Here is a 17,846-nt window from a genome sequence, read left to right on the forward strand (position 1 = left end):
GCTCGGTCGGGTGGATCTGTCGACGGGGCGTGCAGCACGCCGATGAGGATCGCGGTCACCGGGGCGAGCGGGTTCGTCGGAGGCGCTGTCGCGACAGCGCTCGCCGATCGCGACCACGAGGTGGTCGGCTTCGGGCGTGACCCGAACGGCTGGTCCCATCCGCGGGCCCGCTATCGCAGCTGGGACTTCGTGGGCGGCCCGTTGCTCGGTGATCGGGACTTCGACGCCGTCGTGCACTGCGCGGCTCTCGTGGACGAGACGGCGCCCCGCGCCGAGGCGATGCGCATCAACCGCGACGGCACGCGCACGGTGATCCGCAGCTTCCGCACCACGCGCTTCGTGCACCTCTCCTCCGCGGCGGTGTACGACAACCTCGGCGCCAACGTCGAAGTGACCGAGTCCCAGGCGGGCGGCACGGCGCTGTGCGGGTACTCGGAGTCGAAGGCGGCGGCGGAACTCGAGTTCGCCGGCACCGACTTCGTCATCCTGCGTCCGCGTGCCGTCTACGGGCCCGGCGATGCCCTGCTCATCCCGCGCATCCTCGGACAGGTCCGCCGGGGGCGGCTCGCATTGCCGGAGGGATCCGAGGTGCGTCAGACGCTCACCTCGCTGCCGAACCTCGTGCGGGCGGTCGAATGCGCGCTGCGACCGGGGGCGCCGACCGGTGTGTACAACGTCGGCGACGACACTCCCGTCCTGCTCTCCGCCGTGCTCCGCGAACTGCTCGCCCGCAAGGGGATGGGGCATGTGCGGATCACGCCGGTGCCGTTCCGGGCGGCCTTCGCTGCGGCGACGGCGCTCGAACGCACGGCGGCACTCGCGCGCCGCCGGCCCGGCACGACGCGTTTCGCGGTCGCCCAATTCGGTCGCGAGCGCACCCTCGACCTCACCGCCGCCCGCGAACGGCTGGGGTTCCGGCCGCGTCCCACGTCGCTCGACGGCGCCGAGCGTTGGTGAGGCGGATGAGCGCCGCCTCTAACATGAGAGCGTGACCGACCCGATCGCCGTGCTGTCGACGCTCGCGGAGCTGCTCAGCTGGGTCGGCCTCGTACTCGGCGCGCTCTTCCTCATCGCCGGTTACACGCAACGCGCGCTCGCCCGCTCCTGGCGGCCGCACGATGGAGCCGTCGTGTCGGTGACGGATGACGTGGTCTCCTTCCGCTGGTTCGGGACGGATGGCGAGCTGCACGAGGGCAGCGACGACCGGGAACCCGGGCACGTCTACGAGGTCGGCGACGCGGTGACCGTCTTCGCCACGGAGCGGCATCCCGCATCCGGCCGCATCGACTCCCCGGAGCACGGCGGCAAGGCGTTGCGCACCGTGGGCTGGGTGCTGTTCGGCCTCGGGCTCGTGAGCGTCGTCTCCGGCGTGCTGCTGCTGTTCCTCGAGTAGCCCGGAGGCGTCGGGCTCAGGCCTCGTCGAAGTCCAGGCTGAGCTTGCGCAGCAGTCCGGCGAGCCGTTCCTGATCCGACTTCGACAGCGCATCCAGCAGCTCGGCCTCCGAGCCGAGCAGCTGCACGATCGCGGAGTCCACGCGCTCGCGACCCATCGGGGTCATGACGACGAGGATGCCGCGCCCGTCGTGCGGGTCGGTGCGGCGTTCGACGAGGCGGCGTTCGACGAGCCGGTCGATGCGGTTGGTCATCGTTCCGCTCGAGACGAGGGTCTGCTGCAGCAGCGCCTTCGGGCTCAACTGGTACGGGGATCCCGCGCGGCGCAGCGCGGAGAGCACGTCGAACTCCCACGATTCGAGGCCGGACGCTCCGAACGCCGCCCGCCGTGCACGCTCGAGATGGCGCGCCAGCCGCGCGACGCGGGAGAGCACCTGCAGCGGGGCGAAGTCGAGGTCGGGTCGCTCCCGCGTCCACGCGTCGACGATGCGGTCGACCTCGTCGGATTCGGGCATGCCCTCATTATCCCGATCCCGGCCCGCCCGCCGGTCGAGTAGGCGCGCGAAGCCGCCGTATCGAGACCCCCACGGCGCAACGCCGGTCGAGTAGGCGCGCGAAGCCGCCGTATCGAGACCCCTACGGCGAACCGTTTCCGCCTTGCGGGTCTCGATACGGGCGCCAGCGCGCCCTGCTCGACCAGCGGGTTCCCCATGCGGGTCTCGATACGGGCGCCAGCGCGCCCTGCTCGACCAGCGGACGCCGAGGGTCTGGCAGACTGGGTGGCCGCGCGGATGGCGCGATCCGCCTTGGTGTAATGGCAGCACGACGGCCTTTGGAGCCGTTAGGTCCAGGTTCGAGTCCTGGAGGCGGAGCCCGATCGATTCGAGGGGTTGCGCATCGTCATGTGACGGCGCTTCCCGTCGGATCGGGGGATGCTTGATGCATGTCCGTCATCCCAGCTCCCGCCGCATCGCTCTCCCTCTCGGAGGTGACGGCGCTCCGCGCGGACTTCCCGCTGCTCTCCTCCGCCGTGAACGGGCACCCGCTGGTGTACCTCGATTCGGGTGCGACGTCGCAGAAGCCGGTGGCCGTGCTGGATGCGGAACGGGACTACTACGAACGGCGCAACGCCGCAGTGCATCGCGGTGCGCACACCCTCGCGGCCGAGGCGACCGAGTTGTTCGAAGAGGCGCGGGCCACGGTCGCCGACTTCGTCGGCGCATCCGACGACGAGATCGTGTGGACGTCGAACGCGACCGAAGCGGTGAACCTCATCGCCTACGCGTTCTCGAACGCCACCGTCGGACGCGGGGGAGCGGAGGCCGACCGGTTCCGGTTGCGCCCCGGCGACGAGATCGTCGTCACCGAGCTGGAGCACCACGCGAACCTGCTGCCCTGGCAGGAGCTCGCCGCGCGCACCGGTGCCACCCTTCGGTTCATCCCGGTCGACGACGACGGTGCGCTCCGCCTCGAGGAGGCGGAGCGGATCATCACGCCCCGCACGCAGATCCTCGCCTTCGCCCACGTGTCGAACGTGCTCGGCGTCATCAATCCGGTCGCGCAGCTCGTCGCACGCGCCCGGGAGGTCGGCGCGGTCGTCGTGCTCGACGCGTGTCAATCCGTGCCGCATCTCGCGGTGGACGTCACCGCGCTCGACGTGGACTTCGCCGTCTTCTCGGGCCACAAGATGCTCGGCCCGACCGGGATCGGCGTGCTGTACGGCCGACGCGAGCTGCTCGAGGCGATGCCGCCGTTCCTCACCGGCGGGTCGATGATCACCACCGTCACCATGGAGGGCGCCGAATACCTCCCGCCCCCGCAGCGGTTCGAGGCCGGCACGCAGCGCATCTCGCAGGCGATCGCGCTCGCCGCCGCGGTCGACTACCTCCGTGGGGTGGGGATGGCCCGGGTCACCGGGCACGGGGTCGCGCTCGGCGCGCGCCTGCTCGAGGGTCTGCGCACCATCGACGGGGTGCGGGTGCTCGGCGCCGGCGGCGCCGCCGACCGGATCGGGCTCGCGAGCTTCGTCGTGGACGGCATCCACTCCCACGACGTCGGCCAGTTCCTCGACGACCGCGGCATCGCGGTGCGCGTCGGGCACCACTGCGCCCAGCCGCTGCACCGCCGTCTCGGCGTCACCTCGTCGACCCGCGCGAGCACCTACCTGTACACGACCGACGACGAGGTCGACCAGCTCGTCGCGGGCGTCGCGGACGCCACGCGCTTCTTCCGGAGGAACTCATGACCTCGAGCGGGATGGAGAGCCTCTACCAGCAGGTCATCCTCGACCACGCGGGCGCCCCGAACGGTGTGGGGTTGCGCGGCGGCGCCGCGGGGACCTCCCGCCAGGTCAATCCGACGTGCGGCGACGAGGTGACGGTCGAGCTGCACCTCGACGGCGACCGCATCACGGAGATGCGCTGGGAGGGTCACGGGTGCGCCATCTCTCAGGCCTCCGCCTCGCTGCTCTCCGAACTCACGACCGGGCTCACCGCCGACGAACTCGACGTGCGTATCGACTCGTTCCGCACGGCGATGCGCTCACGGGGCGCGATCGCTCCCGATGAGGCGCTCCTCGGCGACGCCGTCGTGCTCGGCGGGGTGTCGCGGTACATCGCCCGCGTCAAGTGCGCCATGCTGCCGTGGGTCGCCGTCGAGAAGGCGCTGGCGCAGGCCCGCACCCGGTGACACCGGCGGGTGACGTGCCCGCCGGTGCTGCCAGAATGGCGGCATGCCCGACTCCCGTCTCGCCGTCCTCGTCCTCGCCGCCGGCCAGGGCACCCGCATGAAGTCGAGCACCCCGAAGGTGCTGCACCCGATCGCCGGGGTGCCGCTCATCGGGCACGTGCTCGCGACCGCGCGCGAGCTCGGCCCCGCGCACATCGTCGCCGTCGTGCGCCACGAACGCGAACGCGTCGCCGCCACGATCGGCGAGCTGCTGCCGGAGGCGGTCATCGTCGACCAGGACGACGTGCCCGGCACCGGGCGTGCCGTCGAACTGGCCGTCGCCGCGCTGCCCGACGACTTCGACGGCGAGGTCGTCGTGGTCTACGGCGACGTGCCGCTGCTCGACGCCGCGACCCTGAGCGGACTGATCGAGGCCCACCGGGATGCCGGTGCCGCGGCCACGCTCCTGTCGGCGGTACTCGAGAACCCGACCGGATACGGCCGCGTCGTGCGCGACGCCGACGGCGCGCTCGACCGCATCGTCGAGCAGAAGGACGCGAGCGACGACGAGCTCGCCGTGACCGAGGTCAACTCGGGCACCTACGTGTTCGGCGCGCACGCGCTGCGCGACCACCTCGCGAGCCTCACGACCGACAACGCGCAGGGCGAGAAATACCTCACCGACATGATCGCCGTGCTGCGGAAGGCGGGATCGCCCGTCGCCGCCGTCCCCGTGCGCGACAGCTGGGTCGTGGAGGGCGTGAACGACCGCGCGCAGCTCACCGAAGCGGCGCTGCGCCTCAACGCGATGATCGTGCGCGGCTGGCAGCTCGCCGGCGTGACCGTGCAGGATCCGGCGAGCACCTGGATCGACCTCTCCGTGCAGCTCGCCCCCGACGTCACCGTGCTGCCCAACACGCAACTCCACGGCGCGACCGTCATCGAATCGGGTGCCGTCGTCGGACCGGACACGACCCTCACCGACTGCGAGATCGGCGCCGGAGCGACGGTGCGGCGCACCGACGGCACCCTCGCCGTCATCGGCGCCGGCGCCACCGTGGGTCCGTGGGCCTTCCTGCGCCCCGGCACGCACCTCGGCGCCGACGGCAAGATCGGCACGTTCGTCGAGACGAAGAACGCCCGGATCGGCACCGGCAGCAAGGTGCCCCACCTCAGCTATGTCGGCGACACGACGGTCGGGGAGGGCTCGAACGTCGGTGCCGGAACGATCACCGCGAACTACGACGGGGTGAACAAGCACCGCACCGAGGTGGGCTCCCACGTGCGCACCGGATCGCACAACGTGTTCGTCGCCCCCGTTAGGATTGGGGACGGAGCCTATACGGGCGCCGGAACGGTCGTCCGTAAGGACGTCCCGGCCGGTTCGCTCGCGATCAATGTGGCTCCGCAACGCAACATCGAGGGCTGGGTCGAGAAGAACCGTCTCGGTACCGCAGCGGCGCACGCCGCGGCGGACGCCGGCACCGACGACTGATCCAGCGGGAGAGCGGGGACCCGTGGCGGCAATCAAGATCACCGGCGAGAAGAAGCTGGTGCTCGTCTCCGGCAGGGCGCATCCGCAGCTCGCCGCCGACATCGCCGCCGAACTCGGTTCGGAACTCGTTCCGACCGACGCGCGCACCTTCGCCAACGGCGAGATCTACGCCCGCTACGACGAGAGCGTGCGCGGCTGCGACGCGTTCGTCATCCAGTCGCACACCTCGCCGATCAACGAGTGGCTCATGGAGCAGCTCATCATGGTGGATGCGCTCAAGCGCGCGTCGGCGAAGCGCATCACCGTCGTCTCGCCCTTCTACCCGTACGCGCGGCAGGACAAGAAGGGCCGCGGGCGCGAGCCCATCTCGGCCCGTCTGGTCGCGGACCTGTACAAGGCCGCCGGCGCCGACCGCATCATGAGCGTCGACCTGCATGCCGCCCAGATCCAGGGATTCTTCGACGGCCCCGTCGACCACCTCTTCGCCATGCCGGTGCTGCTCAAGCACTTCAAGGCACGCCTCGACCCCTCGACCCTCACCGTCGTCAGCCCCGACATGGGGCGCGTGCGCGTGGCCGACATCTGGAGCGACAAGCTCGGCGCCCCGCTCGCGATCATCCACAAGCGACGCGACCCGCTCGTGCCGAACCAGGTGAGTGTGCACGAGATCGTCGGCGACGTGAGTGGGCGCGTCTGCCTGCTCGTCGACGACCTGATCGACACCGGCCGCACGATCGCGAAGGCGGCCCAGGCACTCAAGGAGAACGGCGCGACGAGCGTCGTCGTCGCGGCGACCCACGCGGTGTTCTCGGACCCGGCCGTCGAGCTGCTGCAGAGCGAGCACATCGACTCGGTCGTCGTCACCGACACGCTGCCGCTCGCTCCGGAGAAGCGCTGGGACCGCCTCGAGATCCTCCCCATCGCCCCGCTCATCGCACAGGCCATCCACGCCGTCTTCGACGACGGGTCGGTCACCTCGATGTTCGACGGCGCCGCCTGATCGGACCGGTCAGCTCCGTTCGGCGGGCACCGGCACCGCTCCGCGCGGAGGCGCGGCGGGGATGAGTCCCATGCCGATCACGTACATCACACGGTCGCCGTACCGTTCGGCGTAGCAGCTCCACCCCATGCCCTCGGGGCCGAACACCTCGAACCGGGCCTCCGAGCTCAGCGCGCCGGGGACATCCCTCGCCGTGTACATCGCGCACGCACGTGTCGCCGAGTCCGCGGCGGTCGAGAGGGTGATCAGGATGCCCGGCAGAACGAGTCCGAGCAGCCCGAGCACGACGACGACGCGCATCGCGAGCAGCATGCGGCGCGACCGCAGCGGACGGGAGTCGTCGCCCGGTTCGTAGCCCGCGAGCTCGGGTTCGTCATCGTGCACCCCGCCAGTCTCGCACCCGCGGCGACACGTCCGCCCGGTAGGGTGCCCGCGTGCAGCAGCTCGTCCGTCGCCTGGGTGTCGTCCGCGCGACGACCGTCGGCCTCGCCGCCATGGTCGGGGCGGGGGTCTTCGTCGTCTGGGGGCCGGCAGCGGATGCCGCAGGGTCGCTGTTGCTCGTCTCGCTCGGCATCGCCGCGCTCGTCGCCGCGCTGAACGCGCTGAGCACGACGCAACTCGCGGTCGCGCATCCGGTCGCCGGCGGCGCCTACGCCTACGGCCGCGCCGTCGTCGGGCCGCGCACGGGCTTCACGGCGGGGTGGCTGTTTCTGTGGGGCAAGACCGCCTCGGCGGCGGCGATCGCCCTCACCGCGGGGCAGTACCTGTGGCCGGAGGCGGCCCGCATCGTGGCGGTGGCGGTCGTCGTCGTGCTCGCGATCGTGAACGCGTCGGGCATCCGGTCGACCGCGACGGTCGGGGCCGTGGTCGTGTCGATCGTGCTCGTCGGGATCGCCGCTGCGGTGCTCGCTGCCGTGCCGCGCATCGGTGATGCGCCCCCCGCGGAGCCCGGGAACGCGCTCGGAGTGCTGCAGGGCGCCGCGCTCGTGTTCTTCGCGTTCGCCGGGTACGCGCGCATGGCGACCCTCAGCGAGGAGGTGCGCGAGCCGCGGCGCACGCTGCCGCGCGCGATCCTCACCGCGTTCGTGGTCGCGGTCACGGTGTACGCAGTCGTGGCCGCCGTGTGCCTCGCGGTGCTCGGGGTCGACCGACTCGCCGCGAGCACGTCGCCGCTGGCGGACGCCGCGGGGGAGGGCTGGCGGCCCGTGATCGCGATCGTCGCGGGGATCGCGTGCCTCGGGTCGCTCGCCGGTGTGCTCGCGGGACTCAGCCGCACGGGCCTCGCGATGGCGCGCGACCGCGAGCTGCCCGGGCCGCTCGCGACGATCTGGGCGCGCACGGGCGCACCCGCCGTGGCGGAGGTCACGTTCGCGGTGCTCGCGATCGCGGGGGTGCTGCTCCTGCCGAGCGGGATGCTCGTGGCGCTGTCGAGCTGCGCCGTGCTCGGCTACTACGCGATCGCGCACGTCGCGGCGCTGCGGCAGCCGCGGCCGGAACGCTGGGTGCCCCGCTTCGTACCGGCCGTCGGGCTCGCGGCGTGCCTGCTGTTGCTGCTCTCGGTGCCGCCGCTCGCCCTCGCCGCGACCGCGCTCATCCTGCTCGTCGGACACACCCAGCGCGAGCTGCGCGCCCGCCTCGCCCGGTGAGCGTCGTCGTTCCCTGCGCTTGTCGTCGTTCCCTGGGCCTGTCGAAGGGAACCGCCGCGCAACCCGCTTCGACAGGCTCAGCGACCGAGCCCCGGTGATTCAGAGCCGGCGTCGGGGTTCGCGGCGTACCGTGGTCGCATGAAGAGAGACCACTCCACGCTCAAGGCCGTGCTGATCGGTCTCGGTGCGCTGCTCTACGGGGCGTCGCCGATCGACCTCATCCCCGAGATCCTCGCCGGTCCGCTCGGCTTCGGCGACGACGCCGTCGTGCTCGTCGGCGCCGGCATCGCCATCTGGCGCATCATGCGCAAGCGCTCGCTGCGTCGCGCCACGCCCGCCGCCCCCTGAGTCGACCCGTTCCCTGAGCGCACCCGTTCCCTGAGCCTGTCGAAGGGAACCGTCGTACGACCCGCTTCGACAGGCTCAGCGGGCGCGCACGAAGAGCCTCGACGGGCTCAGCGAGCGTGGTGCGTGAACGGGAAGGGCCCCGGCCGCCGAAGCGACCGGGGCCCGGACGGACCGACGTCAGTGCGTGTCGGTCGCCTCGATCTCGGTGCGGTCGCCCGACCAGAGGGTGTGGAACGTGCCCTCCTTGTCGATGCGGCGGTAGGTGTGCGCGCCGAAGAAGTCGCGCTGCCCCTGCACGAGGGCGGCCGGCAGGCGGTCCGCACGCAGGCCGTCGTAGTACGACAGCGACGACGAGAACGCCGGCGACGGGATGCCCGCGTGGGCGGCCGTCGCGACCACCCGGCGCCAGGCATCCTGCGCCTCGGCGACCGCGTCGCGGAAGAACGGCGCCGTCACGAGGGCGACGAGACCCGGGTCCTCGGCGTACGCCTCGGTGATGCGGTTGAGGAAGCGGGCGCGGATGATGCAGCCGCCGCGCCAGATCTTCGCGATCTCGCCCTTCTGGATGTCCCAGCCGTACTGCTCGGCGCCCGCGACGATCTCGTCGAAGCCCTGCGAGTAGGCGATGATCTTCGACGCGTAGAGCGCCTTCTGCACGTCGGAGACGAACTGCTCGGGGTCGTCGACCGTCCACGAGTCCGACGGTCCGGGCAGGTCGGCTGCGGCGGCGCGCTGGGCGGGCTTCGAGGAGAGCGACCGGGCGAACACCGCCTCGGCGATACCCGACACGGGGATGCCGAGGTCGAGGGCGGTCTGCACCGTCCAGGCGCCGGTGCCCTTCGCGCCGGCCTGGTCGAGGATGACGTCGACGAGCGGCTTGCCGGTCTCGGCGTCGACCTGGCGCAGCACCTCGGCGGTGATCTCGATGAGGTAGCTCTCGAGCTCGCCGGTGTTCCACTCGGCGAAGATGTCCGCGATCTCGGCAGGGCTCTTGCCCGTGCCGCGGCGGATGAGGTCATACGCCTCGGCGATGAGCTGCATGTCGGCGTACTCGATGCCGTTGTGGATCATCTTGACGAAGTGACCGGCGCCGTCGGTGCCGACGTGGGTGACGCACGGCTCGCCCTCGGCGACCGCGGCGATCGACTTGAGGATGGGGCCGAGGGTCTCCCACGCCTCGGCGGAGCCGCCGGGCATGATCGACGGACCGTTGAGCGCGCCCTCCTCACCGCCGGAGATGCCGGCGCCGACGAAGTTGATGCCCGTCTCGCGCACCGCCTTCTCGCGGCGGATGGTGTCGGTGAACAGCGCGTTGCCGCCGTCGACGATGATGTCGCCCGGCTCGAACACCTTCACGAGCTCGTCGATGACCGCATCCGTGCCCCGGCCGGCCTTCACCATGATGATCGCGGTGCGCGGGGCCGAGAGCGAGGCCGCGAACTCCTCGTACGACTTCGCCGCGATGAAGCCGGCCTCCGGGTGCTCGGAGATGAGCGTCTCGGTCTTCTCCCACGTGCGGTTGAACACCGCGACCGTGTTGCCCTCCCGGCTGGCGAGGTTGCGGGCGAGGTTCGAGCCCATCACCGCCAGTCCGACGACTCCGATGTTGGCCTGTTCTGCGGACACGTTTCTCCTCGCGATCGACGGGATGGGGTCGTCTCCAGGCTACCGGCCGGGCCGCGCGTGCGACGGCGGATGGGCGGATAACGTGGTCGGCATGGTGAAGGTCGTCGTGATGGGGGTCTCGGGCTCCGGCAAGAGTTCGATCGGCAGTGCGCTCGCCCAGCGACTCGAGGTTCCGTTCGTCGATGCGGACGACCTGCATCCGCCGGCCAACAAGCTCAAGATGGCCTCCGGCAGTCCGCTCGTCGACGCCGACCGCTGGCCGTGGCTCGACGCGGTGGGCGCGGCGCTCGCCGCGGAGTCGTCCATCGTGGTGGCCTGCAGCGCCCTGCGCCTGTCGTATCGCGATCGCCTCCGCGTGGCCGCCCCCGACGCCGTCTTCGTGCACCTGCACGGCAGCGACGCCCTGCTGACCGAACGCCTCGGCGCCCGCTCGCACGAATTCATGCCCACCACGCTGCTGGGGTCGCAGCTCGCCACCCTCGAGCCGCTCGAGCCCGGTGAGGCCGGCTTCGTCGTCGACATCGCGCCGAGCCCGCAGCAGATCGTCGACGAGATCGTGCGGCAGCTGCCGGAGGAGGCGGCCCGATGACCGATCGCCTGCGGGTCGTGATCGCCACGCCGCTCGCCGACGACCTCGTCGCCATGATGGCCGAGCGCGAGCCGCGCCTCGACATCGTGCACGAACCCGACCTCATGCCGCCCGCGTCGGCGGACTGGATGGTGAAGCGCGACCGCGACGCCGACGCGCAGTCACGATACGAGCGGTACGTCGATTCGGGGGAGGCGCTCTTCGGGGTGCCCGACCAGTCCGGCACCGCCCTCGCCCGCACCATCCGGGCCAACCCGGACCTGCGGTGGGTGCACACCATCCCCGCGGGTGGCGGCGCCCAGGTGCGCGCCGCCGACCTGACGCGCGAGGAACTCGACCGCGTCGTGTTCACCACCTCCGCCGGGGTGCACGCGCAGCCGCTGTCGGAGTTCGCGCTGTTCGGTGTGCTCGCCGGGCTCAAGCAGCTGCCGCGGCTGCGTGCCGCGCAGAGCCGGCACGAGTGGGCGGAGCGCGATCCGATGGGGTCGATCACCGAGACGACCGTCGCCGTCGTCGGGCTCGGTGGCATCGGACGCCGCACCGCCGCTCTGCTCGCGGGACTGGGCATGACCGTCATCGGTGTGCACCGCCGGGAGGTCGAGGCTGAGGGTGTGAGCCGCATCGAACCGGTCGAACGGCTCGGCGACGTGCTCGCCGAGGTCGACGCGGTCGTGCTCGCCCTGCCCGCGACGGACGCCACCCACCACCTGCTCGGAGCCGACGCGCTGCGGCGGGCGAAGCCGGGACTCACGGTTGTCAACGTCGGACGCGGCACGACGATCGACGAGTCCGCCCTCGTCGCGGCCATCGGCGACGGGCGGGTCGGCTCGGCCACGCTGGATGTGACCGAGGTGGAGCCGCTGCCCGCGGACAGCCCGCTCTGGGACCTGCCGGAGGTGGTCATCGCGCCGCACACCGCCGCCATCAGCCCCCACGAGCCGCGTCGGATCGCGGAGCTGTTCGTCGACAACGCACGGCGTCTGCTCGACGGCGAGGAGCTGCGCAACGTGGTGAACACGGTCGAGTTCTACTGAGCACGTGTAGACTCGGCCACCGAAACCTCGGCGAGGGATGCCACGGCATCCGTGATCGACGCGGCGAGCGAGGCCCCCGGTCTTTCCTCACGCTGTTGCGTTCGAGATGAACCCCACCCAGACGACCGGGCCGCACGGCCCGCAAGGAGACGAACATGGCTGACAACACTCAGCTCAAGGCGGAACTGCGCACGCAGTTCGGCAAGGGCGCGGCGCGCAAGATCCGCGCCGTCAACAAGATCCCCGCCGTGATCTACGGCCACGGCACCGAGCCGATGCACGTGACCCTGCCGGGTCACGAGGTCGCGCTCATCCTGCGCAAGGCGAACGCGGTGCTCGACCTCGACATCGAGGGCACCAGCCGCCTCGCGCTCGTCAAGGACGTGCAGAAGGACCCGGTGCGCCAGATCATCGAGCACATCGACCTCATCATCGTGCGCAGCGGCGAGAAGGTCACCATCGACGTGCCGGTGCGCGTCGAGGGCGAGTCGGCTCCCGGCACGATCCACATGCTCGAGGTCAGCGCCCTGACCGTCGAGGCCGAGGCCACGCACATCCCCGAGAGCGTCACGATCGACATCGAGGGCAAGGGCGACGGCACGCAGATCCTCGCCTCCGACGTCACGCTGCCGGCCGGTACCATCCTCGCGATCGACCCCGACACGCTCGTGCTCAACGTCACCACGCCGTCGACCGGCGCCGGCGACGACGAGTCCGAGGGCGGCGAGTCCGCCGAGGGTTCGACCGAGAACGCCGGGGACTCGGCGGAGTAATCCGCCCCGCTCGACGTGGACGGCGATCTGTGGCTCGTGGTCGGTCTCGGCAACCCCGGGACCGGCTACGCGGCCAACCGCCACAACGTCGGGCAGATGGTGCTCACGGAGCTCGCCGATCGCGGATCGGCGAACTTCCGGCGTCATAAGACGAACGCGGCGGTGGCCGAGACCCGGGTCTCGGCCACCGGCCCGCGTCTCGTGCTCGCGAAGCCGAACAGCTTCATGAACCTCTCCGGCGGGCCCGTCGCGGCCCTGGTGAAGTTCTTCAAGGTGCCGCTCGAGCGCCTCATCGTCGTCCACGACGAACTCGACATCCCGTTCGACACCGTGCGGCTCAAATCCGGTGGCGGACACGGCGGCCACAACGGCATCCGCGACATCGCCGCCGCCCTCGGCTCGCCGGACTTCGTGCGCGTGCGGGTCGGCATCGGCCGCCCTCCGGGCCGCCAGCCGGCCGCCGACTTCGTGCTGCGCGACTTCGGCGCCGAGGAACGCAAGGTGCTGCCGAATCTGCTCGCGGATGCGGCGGATGCGGTCGAGCTGGTCGCGCGCGTCGGTCTCACCGAGGCGCAGCAGACGGTGCACGCCCCGCGCCCCGCCCGCTGAGGCACCGCTGGTCGAGGAGGCGCGGCGGAGCCAGCCGTATCGAGACCTCGTCCGTGGGGTCTCGATGCGCTCCTTCGTCGCTACTCGACCAGCGGGCCCCGCCGCCGTCAGCGAACATCCGGATGGGCGTCGGCGGCCGAACGTAGAATCCTCTAGTGAGTCTCGAGCGGTTGATCCCGGCCCTGTCGCGCGCCCGCATCCTCGACGAGGCTCTCGCCCACGCGGATCGCAACGCCGACTTCTCCCTCGTCGACGGGTTGCGTGTTCCGCTGCTCGCGGGGCTCATGCGCGCCCGCGAGGGACGCGTGCTGCTCGCGATCACCGCGACGAGCCGTGAATCGGAGGCGGTGCGCAACGCCGTGCCGTGCTGGCTGCCCGATGCCGAGGTGCTCGAGTTCCCGGCGTGGGAGACCCTCCCGCACGAGCGCTTGAGCCCGAGCGCCGAGACCGTCGGCAAGCGCATCCACGCCCTCCGCCGGATCGCCGACCACGACGGTTCGCACCCCGTCGTCATGGTCGCCTCGGTGCGTGCCGCCCTGCAGCCGCTCGCCGACAACCTCACCGACCTGCAGCCCATCCGCCTCGCCGCCGGCAGCCGCGGCAACGACCTCTCGTCGATCGCCGCCCGACTCGTCGACCTCGCCTACTCGCGCGTCGACATGGTGACGCGCCGCGGCGAGTTCGCCGTGCGCGGCGGGATCCTCGACGTGTTCGCCCCGACTGCCGAGCACCCCGTGCGAGTCGACTTCTTCGGCGACGAGGTCGAGCAGATCCGCGCCTTCTCGGTCGCCGACCAGCGCTCGCTGCCCGGCGACGTGACCGAGGCGGAACTGCCGCCGAGCCGTGAACTGCTGCTGTCAGATGTGGTGCGCCAGCGCGCCCGGGAGATGCAGCACGAGTTCCCGAGCCTCGCGCAGATGCTCGCGAAGATCTCCGAGGGCATCCCCGTCGACGGCATGGAGTCGCTCGCCCCCGCCCTCGTCGACCGGCTCGTGCCGCTCACCCACTACCTGCCCGAGGACGCCGCCATCGCGGTGCTGTCGCCGGAGCGCGTCGCGACGCGGGCCGTGTCGCTCGTGGAGACGAACCGCGAGTTCCTCTCCGCCGCGTGGAACGCGGCGACGGCAGGTGCCGAGGCGCCGATCGACCTCGACGCGGGCGACTTCCTCAGCGTCGAACGGCTGCGGCAGAGCGCCGGACGCCGCACCTGGTGGACCCTCTCCGCGTTCGACACCGGCGCCGCTGCCGCCGAGCTCCCCGGCGAGGCGGATGACGCGGCCGACACCTACGTGCACGTCGAGGCGACGCCCGCGCCGAGCTTCGCGGGCCGCGCCGAGGGAGCGATCGAGCACCTCGGCTCCCGCCTGCGCGAGGGGTGGACCGCCGCCGTCGCAGCGCAAGGCGTCGGCCTCGCCGAACGCGCGGCCGACCTGCTCTCCGAGCACGGTCTCGCCGGCCGGCTCGTCGAACAGTTCCCCGACGACCCCGAGGAGGGCGTCGCCTACCTGCTCACCGGTTCCGTCGAGTCCGGGTTCGAGGCCGAGGGCGCCCGCATCACCCTCCTGAGCGAGTCGGAGTTCTTCGGTCGCTCCGCCGGTTACGACTCGCGTCAGCCGAAGAAGCTCGCGAGCCGCCGCAAGAACGTCGTCGACCCCCTGCAGCTGAAGACCGGCGACTACGTCGTGCATCAGACGCACGGCATCGGCAAGTTCGTCGAACTCGTGCAGCGCGAGGTGAGCTCCGGCGGACGCAACGCTGTCAAGACCACGCGCGAGTACCTCGTGCTCGAGTACGCGCCGAGCAAGCGCGGGTACCCCGGCGACAAGCTCTACGTGCCGACCGACCAGCTCGACCTGCTCAGCCGCTACGTCGGCGGTGAGGCACCGAGCCTGTCGAAGATGGGCGGCTCCGACTGGGCCGCCGCGAAGGGCCGCGCGCGCAAGGCGGTGCGCGACATCGCGGTCGAGCTCGTCAAGCTCTACAGCGCGCGGATGGCGTCGAAGGGACACTCGTTCGGGCCGGACACCCCGTGGCAGCGGGAGCTCGAGGAGGCGTTCCCGTTCGCGGAGACGCCCGACCAGCTGCAGACCATCGACGAGGTCAAGGCCGACATGGAGCGGCCGATCCCGATGGACCGCCTGCTCTCGGGCGACGTCGGCTACGGCAAGACCGAGGTCGCCGTGCGGGCGGCGTTCAAGGCGATCCAGGACGGCAAGCAGGTCGTGATGATCGTGCCGACCACCCTGCTCGTGCGTCAGCACATGGAGACCTTCCAGGAGCGGTTCGCCGGATTCCCGGTGCATCTGCGGGCCCTCAGCCGCTTCCAGAACGCGCGCGAGTCGAGGGAGACGATCGAGGGGCTGCTGCAGGGCACCGTCGACATGGTCATCGGCACCCACCGCATCCTGAGCGACAACGTGAAGTTCAAGGACCTCGGCCTCGTCATCATCGACGAGGAGCAGCGGTTCGGCGTCGAGCACAAGGATGCGCTGAAGAAGCTCAAGACGAACGTCGACATCCTCGCGATGAGCGCGACCCCGATCCCGCGCACCCTCGAGATGGCCGTCACCGGCATCCGCGAGATGTCGACGCTGCAGACGCCCCCGGAGGACCGGCACCCGATCCTCACCTTCGTCGGACCGTACAGCGACAAGCAGGTCGCCGCGGCGATCCGACGTGAGCTGCTGCGCGAGGGGCAGGTCTTCTACGTGCACAACCGCGTCTCGAGCATCAACCGCGTGGCGGCGCAGATCGCCGAGATCGTGCCGGAGGCGCGGGTCGCCGTCGCTCACGGGCAGATGAGCGAGAGCACGCTCGAGCAGGTCATGGTCGATTTCTGGGAGCGCAAGTTCGACGTGCTCGTGTCGACCACGATCATCGAGACCGGCATCGACATCGCCAACGCGAACACGCTCATCATCGACCGGGCCGACAAGTACGGCCTGAGCCAGTTGCACCAGATCCGCGGCCGCGTCGGCCGTGGTCGCGAGCGCGCGTACGCCTACCTGCTCTACGACGAGAACAAGCCGCTGAGTGAGACCGCCCACGACCGGCTCGCGACGATCGCGGCGAACAACGACCTGGGCGGCGGCATGCAGATCGCCCTCAAGGACCTCGAGATCCGCGGAGCAGGCAACCTGCTCGGCGCCGAGCAGTCCGGCCACATCGCCGGCGTGGGGTTCGACCTCTACCTGCGGATGATCGGCGAGGCCGTCAGCGCGTTCCGCGGCGACGTCGCGGAGGGGCAGACCGAGCTGCGGCTCGAACTGCCCGTCGACGCGCACATCCCCGAGGAGTACGTCGAGAGCGAGCGTCTGCGGCTCGAGGCGTATCAGAAGCTGTCGACGGCGAGCGGACCGGCGTCGCCCGACGACGCGATCACCTCGGTCGTCGAGGAGCTCACCGACCGTTACGGCGCCCCGCCGCGCGCGGTGGAGACGCTCGTCGCCGTCTCGCGCCTGCGGCGGCTCGCGCAGAAGGCCGGGCTGAGCGAGGTCGTCGCGATGGGCAGCAACCTGCGCCTCGCGGGCGTGGCCCTGCCGGATTCGGTGCAGGTACGCCTGCAGCGGATGTATCCGGGGTCGAAGTACTTCCCGCAGACGAAGGCCGTGACGGTTCCGCTGCCGACCTCCGGCGGCGAGCGCATCGGCGACACGGAGCTCATCGACTGGGCGACGAGCCTGCTCGACGCGGTGTTCGTGCCGGCCGCGGTGCCCGCGCAGGCCTAAGCGGAGAGACCCGGCAGGTCCTCGGGCAGCCGCCACTCGGCGAGGAACTCGGGAAGCGTCTTCGTGCGCATGTCCTCCTCGACCTGGGCGAGCAGGAAGTCCGGCGAGCCCACATCCGCGGGCGTGCGCATGATGACCGCGCCCGTGTCGCGGCGGCGCACGACGAGGTCGAACCCCTCGTCGACCCCGTCGCCCAGAGCGGCGCCGAGCAGTGCCCGGCCCCAGCGCTTGAGGGCGTGCTCGTGCCGCGGTTCCAGGTCGGCGGTGAGCGCGTCGGCGGCCATCCGTCGCGGCGGGACGGGGGAGTCGCCCATCAGCTGCCGTCGCGCAGATCGGCGGGCACGACGGTGTCGAAGGCGATGCGGTCGAACCTGGCGGTGCAGGAGTCGCCCATCGGAGCCTGGGCGAGGAAGCCGACCGTGACAGGCCCGTCCCAGCCGAGTCGGAACAGTCGCACGAACTCCCACCGCACGCCGTCGAGCGACCAGTGGAAGGCCCAGCCCGGGCCCGTGCGAATGACCCGCAGGTGCACGGCGTCGACCGTCACGACGGTGGAGTTGCAGTCGTCGGAGAACCCGTCGGTGACGACGGACACGATCATCGCCTGCCCGTGCGGCGAGAACTCCAAGCAGAGCTTCGCCCAGTGGTCGCGGTCGCCCCAGATCGCGAGCGCGCCGGCGTCGAAGGTGCTGCGTGGGGAGTCGACCGCAACGCGGGCGGAGAGCGCGATCGCGGGCGGCGCGGTGAACCCGAGCGCGGTCGCGGCGTGCTGCTGCGCGCCGCCGAGCGCGTCGTTGGTCCAGTCCGCGCCGCCCGCCGAGGTGAGTACGAGGGTGCCGGTGTCGTCGACCGCGGCGGCGCCGGCCTCGCCGGTCCAGGTCAGTTCGGGCAGGGCGGCGAGAGCGATCGTCACGACGTCAGTCTAGGCAGCGGCTTCCC

The 17,846-nt window shown here is 71.4% G+C and carries 18 protein-coding genes and 1 tRNA gene; 14 read left to right on the forward strand and 5 right to left on the reverse strand.

Annotation, left to right across the window (positions count from 1 at the left end; translation table 11 throughout):
• Nucleotides 1–42 precede the first annotated feature (42 nt).
• Together CLV46_RS04845 and CLV46_RS04850 are read left to right on the forward strand one after the other, a co-directional pair.
• Nucleotides 43–957 (forward strand): NAD-dependent epimerase/dehydratase family protein, encoded by a 915-nt coding sequence (locus tag CLV46_RS04845; protein ID WP_100363731.1) that lies wholly within the window; start codon nt 43–45, stop codon nt 955–957.
• 31 nt (nt 958–988) lie between these two features.
• Nucleotides 989–1,393 carry a DUF3592 domain-containing protein gene (locus CLV46_RS04850; protein ID WP_100363732.1) on the forward strand — a complete coding sequence of 135 codons (405 nt, stop codon included), beginning with the start codon at nt 989–991 and terminating at the stop codon, nt 1,391–1,393.
• Between the two features lie 16 nt (nt 1,394–1,409).
• Here the strand turns inward: CLV46_RS04850 and CLV46_RS04855 are convergent, their stop codons facing one another.
• On the reverse strand, nt 1,410–1,907 hold the full coding sequence (locus CLV46_RS04855) for a MarR family winged helix-turn-helix transcriptional regulator (protein ID WP_100363733.1): 498 nt from the start codon (nt 1,905–1,907) through the stop codon (nt 1,410–1,412).
• Between the two features lie 285 nt (nt 1,908–2,192).
• Here CLV46_RS04855 and CLV46_RS04860 point away from each other — a divergent pair.
• The 5 genes from CLV46_RS04860 to CLV46_RS04880 all read left to right on the forward strand — a co-directional run bounded on the left by CLV46_RS04860 (nt 2,193) and on the right by CLV46_RS04880 (nt 6,554).
• Nucleotides 2,193–2,264, forward strand: a tRNA-Gln gene (locus tag CLV46_RS04860).
• A 71-nt stretch (nt 2,265–2,335) separates the two neighbouring features.
• Nucleotides 2,336–3,637: a cysteine desulfurase gene (locus CLV46_RS04865; protein ID WP_100363734.1), complete on the forward strand. Its 1,302-nt coding sequence runs from the start codon at nt 2,336–2,338 to the stop codon at nt 3,635–3,637.
• On the forward strand, nt 3,634–4,080 hold the full coding sequence (sufU, locus tag CLV46_RS04870; protein ID WP_100363735.1) for a Fe-S cluster assembly sulfur transfer protein SufU: 447 nt from the start codon (nt 3,634–3,636) through the stop codon (nt 4,078–4,080). The genes CLV46_RS04865 and sufU overlap by 4 nt, the downstream gene beginning before the upstream one ends.
• Nucleotides 4,081–4,123: 43 nt before the next feature.
• The gene (gene glmU / locus CLV46_RS04875) at nt 4,124–5,554 is read left to right on the forward strand and encodes a bifunctional UDP-N-acetylglucosamine diphosphorylase/glucosamine-1-phosphate N-acetyltransferase GlmU (protein WP_100363736.1); all 1,431 of its coding nucleotides are present in this window, start codon (nt 4,124–4,126) and stop codon (nt 5,552–5,554) included.
• 22 nt (nt 5,555–5,576) lie between these two features.
• The gene (locus tag CLV46_RS04880) at nt 5,577–6,554 is read left to right on the forward strand and encodes a ribose-phosphate diphosphokinase (RefSeq protein ID WP_100363737.1); all 978 of its coding nucleotides are present in this window, start codon (nt 5,577–5,579) and stop codon (nt 6,552–6,554) included.
• A gap of 9 nt (nt 6,555–6,563) precedes the next feature.
• Here CLV46_RS04880 and CLV46_RS04885 read toward each other — a convergent pair whose 3' ends face one another.
• A complete protein-coding gene (locus tag CLV46_RS04885) occupies nt 6,564–6,938 on the reverse strand; it encodes a hypothetical protein (RefSeq protein WP_100363738.1) in 375 nt (124 codons plus the stop codon).
• A gap of 50 nt (nt 6,939–6,988) precedes the next feature.
• Here CLV46_RS04885 and CLV46_RS04890 point away from each other — a divergent pair, with 50 nt between their 5' ends.
• A complete protein-coding gene (locus tag CLV46_RS04890; protein WP_245866525.1) occupies nt 6,989–8,200 on the forward strand; it encodes an APC family permease in 1,212 nt (403 codons plus the stop codon).
• 138 nt (nt 8,201–8,338) lie between these two features.
• Nucleotides 8,339–8,548, forward strand: a complete 210-nt coding sequence (locus tag CLV46_RS04895; protein ID WP_100363739.1) for a DUF1232 domain-containing protein — start codon at nt 8,339–8,341, stop codon at nt 8,546–8,548.
• 177 nt (nt 8,549–8,725) lie between these two features.
• Here the strand turns inward: CLV46_RS04895 and gndA are convergent, their stop codons facing one another.
• Nucleotides 8,726–10,174 (reverse strand): NADP-dependent phosphogluconate dehydrogenase, encoded by a 1,449-nt coding sequence (gene gndA, locus CLV46_RS04900; RefSeq protein ID WP_100363740.1) that lies wholly within the window; start codon nt 10,172–10,174, stop codon nt 8,726–8,728.
• Nucleotides 10,175–10,265: 91 nt separating this feature from the next.
• Between gndA and CLV46_RS04905 the strand changes: the two genes are divergently transcribed.
• From CLV46_RS04905 to mfd, 5 genes are all read left to right on the forward strand, one after another.
• The gene (locus CLV46_RS04905) at nt 10,266–10,763 is read left to right on the forward strand and encodes a gluconokinase (RefSeq protein ID WP_100363741.1); all 498 of its coding nucleotides are present in this window, start codon (nt 10,266–10,268) and stop codon (nt 10,761–10,763) included.
• Nucleotides 10,760–11,797 (forward strand): D-2-hydroxyacid dehydrogenase, encoded by a 1,038-nt coding sequence (locus tag CLV46_RS04910; RefSeq protein WP_100363742.1) that lies wholly within the window; start codon nt 10,760–10,762, stop codon nt 11,795–11,797. Before CLV46_RS04905 ends, CLV46_RS04910 begins: the two co-directional genes overlap by 4 nt.
• A 155-nt stretch (nt 11,798–11,952) precedes the next feature.
• Nucleotides 11,953–12,570, forward strand: coding sequence for a 50S ribosomal protein L25/general stress protein Ctc (locus tag CLV46_RS04915; RefSeq protein WP_100363743.1), 618 nt, complete (start codon nt 11,953–11,955; stop codon nt 12,568–12,570).
• Between the two features lie 15 nt (nt 12,571–12,585).
• Nucleotides 12,586–13,179, forward strand: coding sequence for an aminoacyl-tRNA hydrolase (gene pth, locus CLV46_RS04920; protein ID WP_100363744.1), 594 nt, complete (start codon nt 12,586–12,588; stop codon nt 13,177–13,179).
• A gap of 155 nt (nt 13,180–13,334) precedes the next feature.
• On the forward strand, nt 13,335–16,907 hold the full coding sequence (gene mfd / locus CLV46_RS04925) for a transcription-repair coupling factor (RefSeq protein WP_100363745.1): 3,573 nt from the start codon (nt 13,335–13,337) through the stop codon (nt 16,905–16,907).
• Here the strand turns inward: mfd and CLV46_RS04930 are convergent.
• The gene (locus CLV46_RS04930; protein ID WP_157802230.1) at nt 16,904–17,221 is read right to left on the reverse strand and encodes a hypothetical protein; all 318 of its coding nucleotides are present in this window, start codon (nt 17,219–17,221) and stop codon (nt 16,904–16,906) included. The genes mfd and CLV46_RS04930 overlap by 4 nt on opposite strands.
• On the reverse strand, nt 17,221–17,820 hold the full coding sequence (locus CLV46_RS04935) for a DUF1349 domain-containing protein (protein WP_100363747.1): 600 nt from the start codon (nt 17,818–17,820) through the stop codon (nt 17,221–17,223). Before CLV46_RS04935 ends, CLV46_RS04930 begins: the two co-directional genes overlap by 1 nt.
• Between the last annotated feature and the right edge of the window lie 26 nt (nt 17,821–17,846).

The sequence above is a fragment of the Diaminobutyricimonas aerilata genome (assembly GCF_002797715.1).
In the GTDB taxonomy this organism is placed as follows: Bacteria; Actinomycetota; Actinomycetes; order Actinomycetales; family Microbacteriaceae; genus Diaminobutyricimonas; species Diaminobutyricimonas aerilata.

Bases quoted from the DNA above. Each gene is read 5' to 3' on its own strand.
- CLV46_RS04845 (WP_100363731.1), top strand. From the start codon at position 43: ATGAGGATCGCGGTCACCGGGGCGAGCGGGTTCGTCGGAGGCGCTGTC.
- CLV46_RS04855 (WP_100363733.1), bottom strand. From the start codon at position 1,907: ATGCCCGAATCCGACGAGGTCGACCGCATCGTCGACGCGTGGACGCGG.
- CLV46_RS04865 (WP_100363734.1), top strand. From the start codon at position 2,336: ATGTCCGTCATCCCAGCTCCCGCCGCATCGCTCTCCCTCTCGGAGGTG.
- sufU (WP_100363735.1), top strand. From the start codon at position 3,634: ATGACCTCGAGCGGGATGGAGAGCCTCTACCAGCAGGTCATCCTCGAC.
- glmU (WP_100363736.1), top strand. From the start codon at position 4,124: ATGCCCGACTCCCGTCTCGCCGTCCTCGTCCTCGCCGCCGGCCAGGGC.
- CLV46_RS04895 (WP_100363739.1), top strand. From the start codon at position 8,339: ATGAAGAGAGACCACTCCACGCTCAAGGCCGTGCTGATCGGTCTCGGT.
- CLV46_RS04905 (WP_100363741.1), top strand. From the start codon at position 10,266: ATGGTGAAGGTCGTCGTGATGGGGGTCTCGGGCTCCGGCAAGAGTTCG.
- CLV46_RS04910 (WP_100363742.1), top strand. From the start codon at position 10,760: ATGACCGATCGCCTGCGGGTCGTGATCGCCACGCCGCTCGCCGACGAC.
- CLV46_RS04915 (WP_100363743.1), top strand. From the start codon at position 11,953: ATGGCTGACAACACTCAGCTCAAGGCGGAACTGCGCACGCAGTTCGGC.
- CLV46_RS04930 (WP_157802230.1), bottom strand. From the start codon at position 17,221: ATGGGCGACTCCCCCGTCCCGCCGCGACGGATGGCCGCCGACGCGCTC.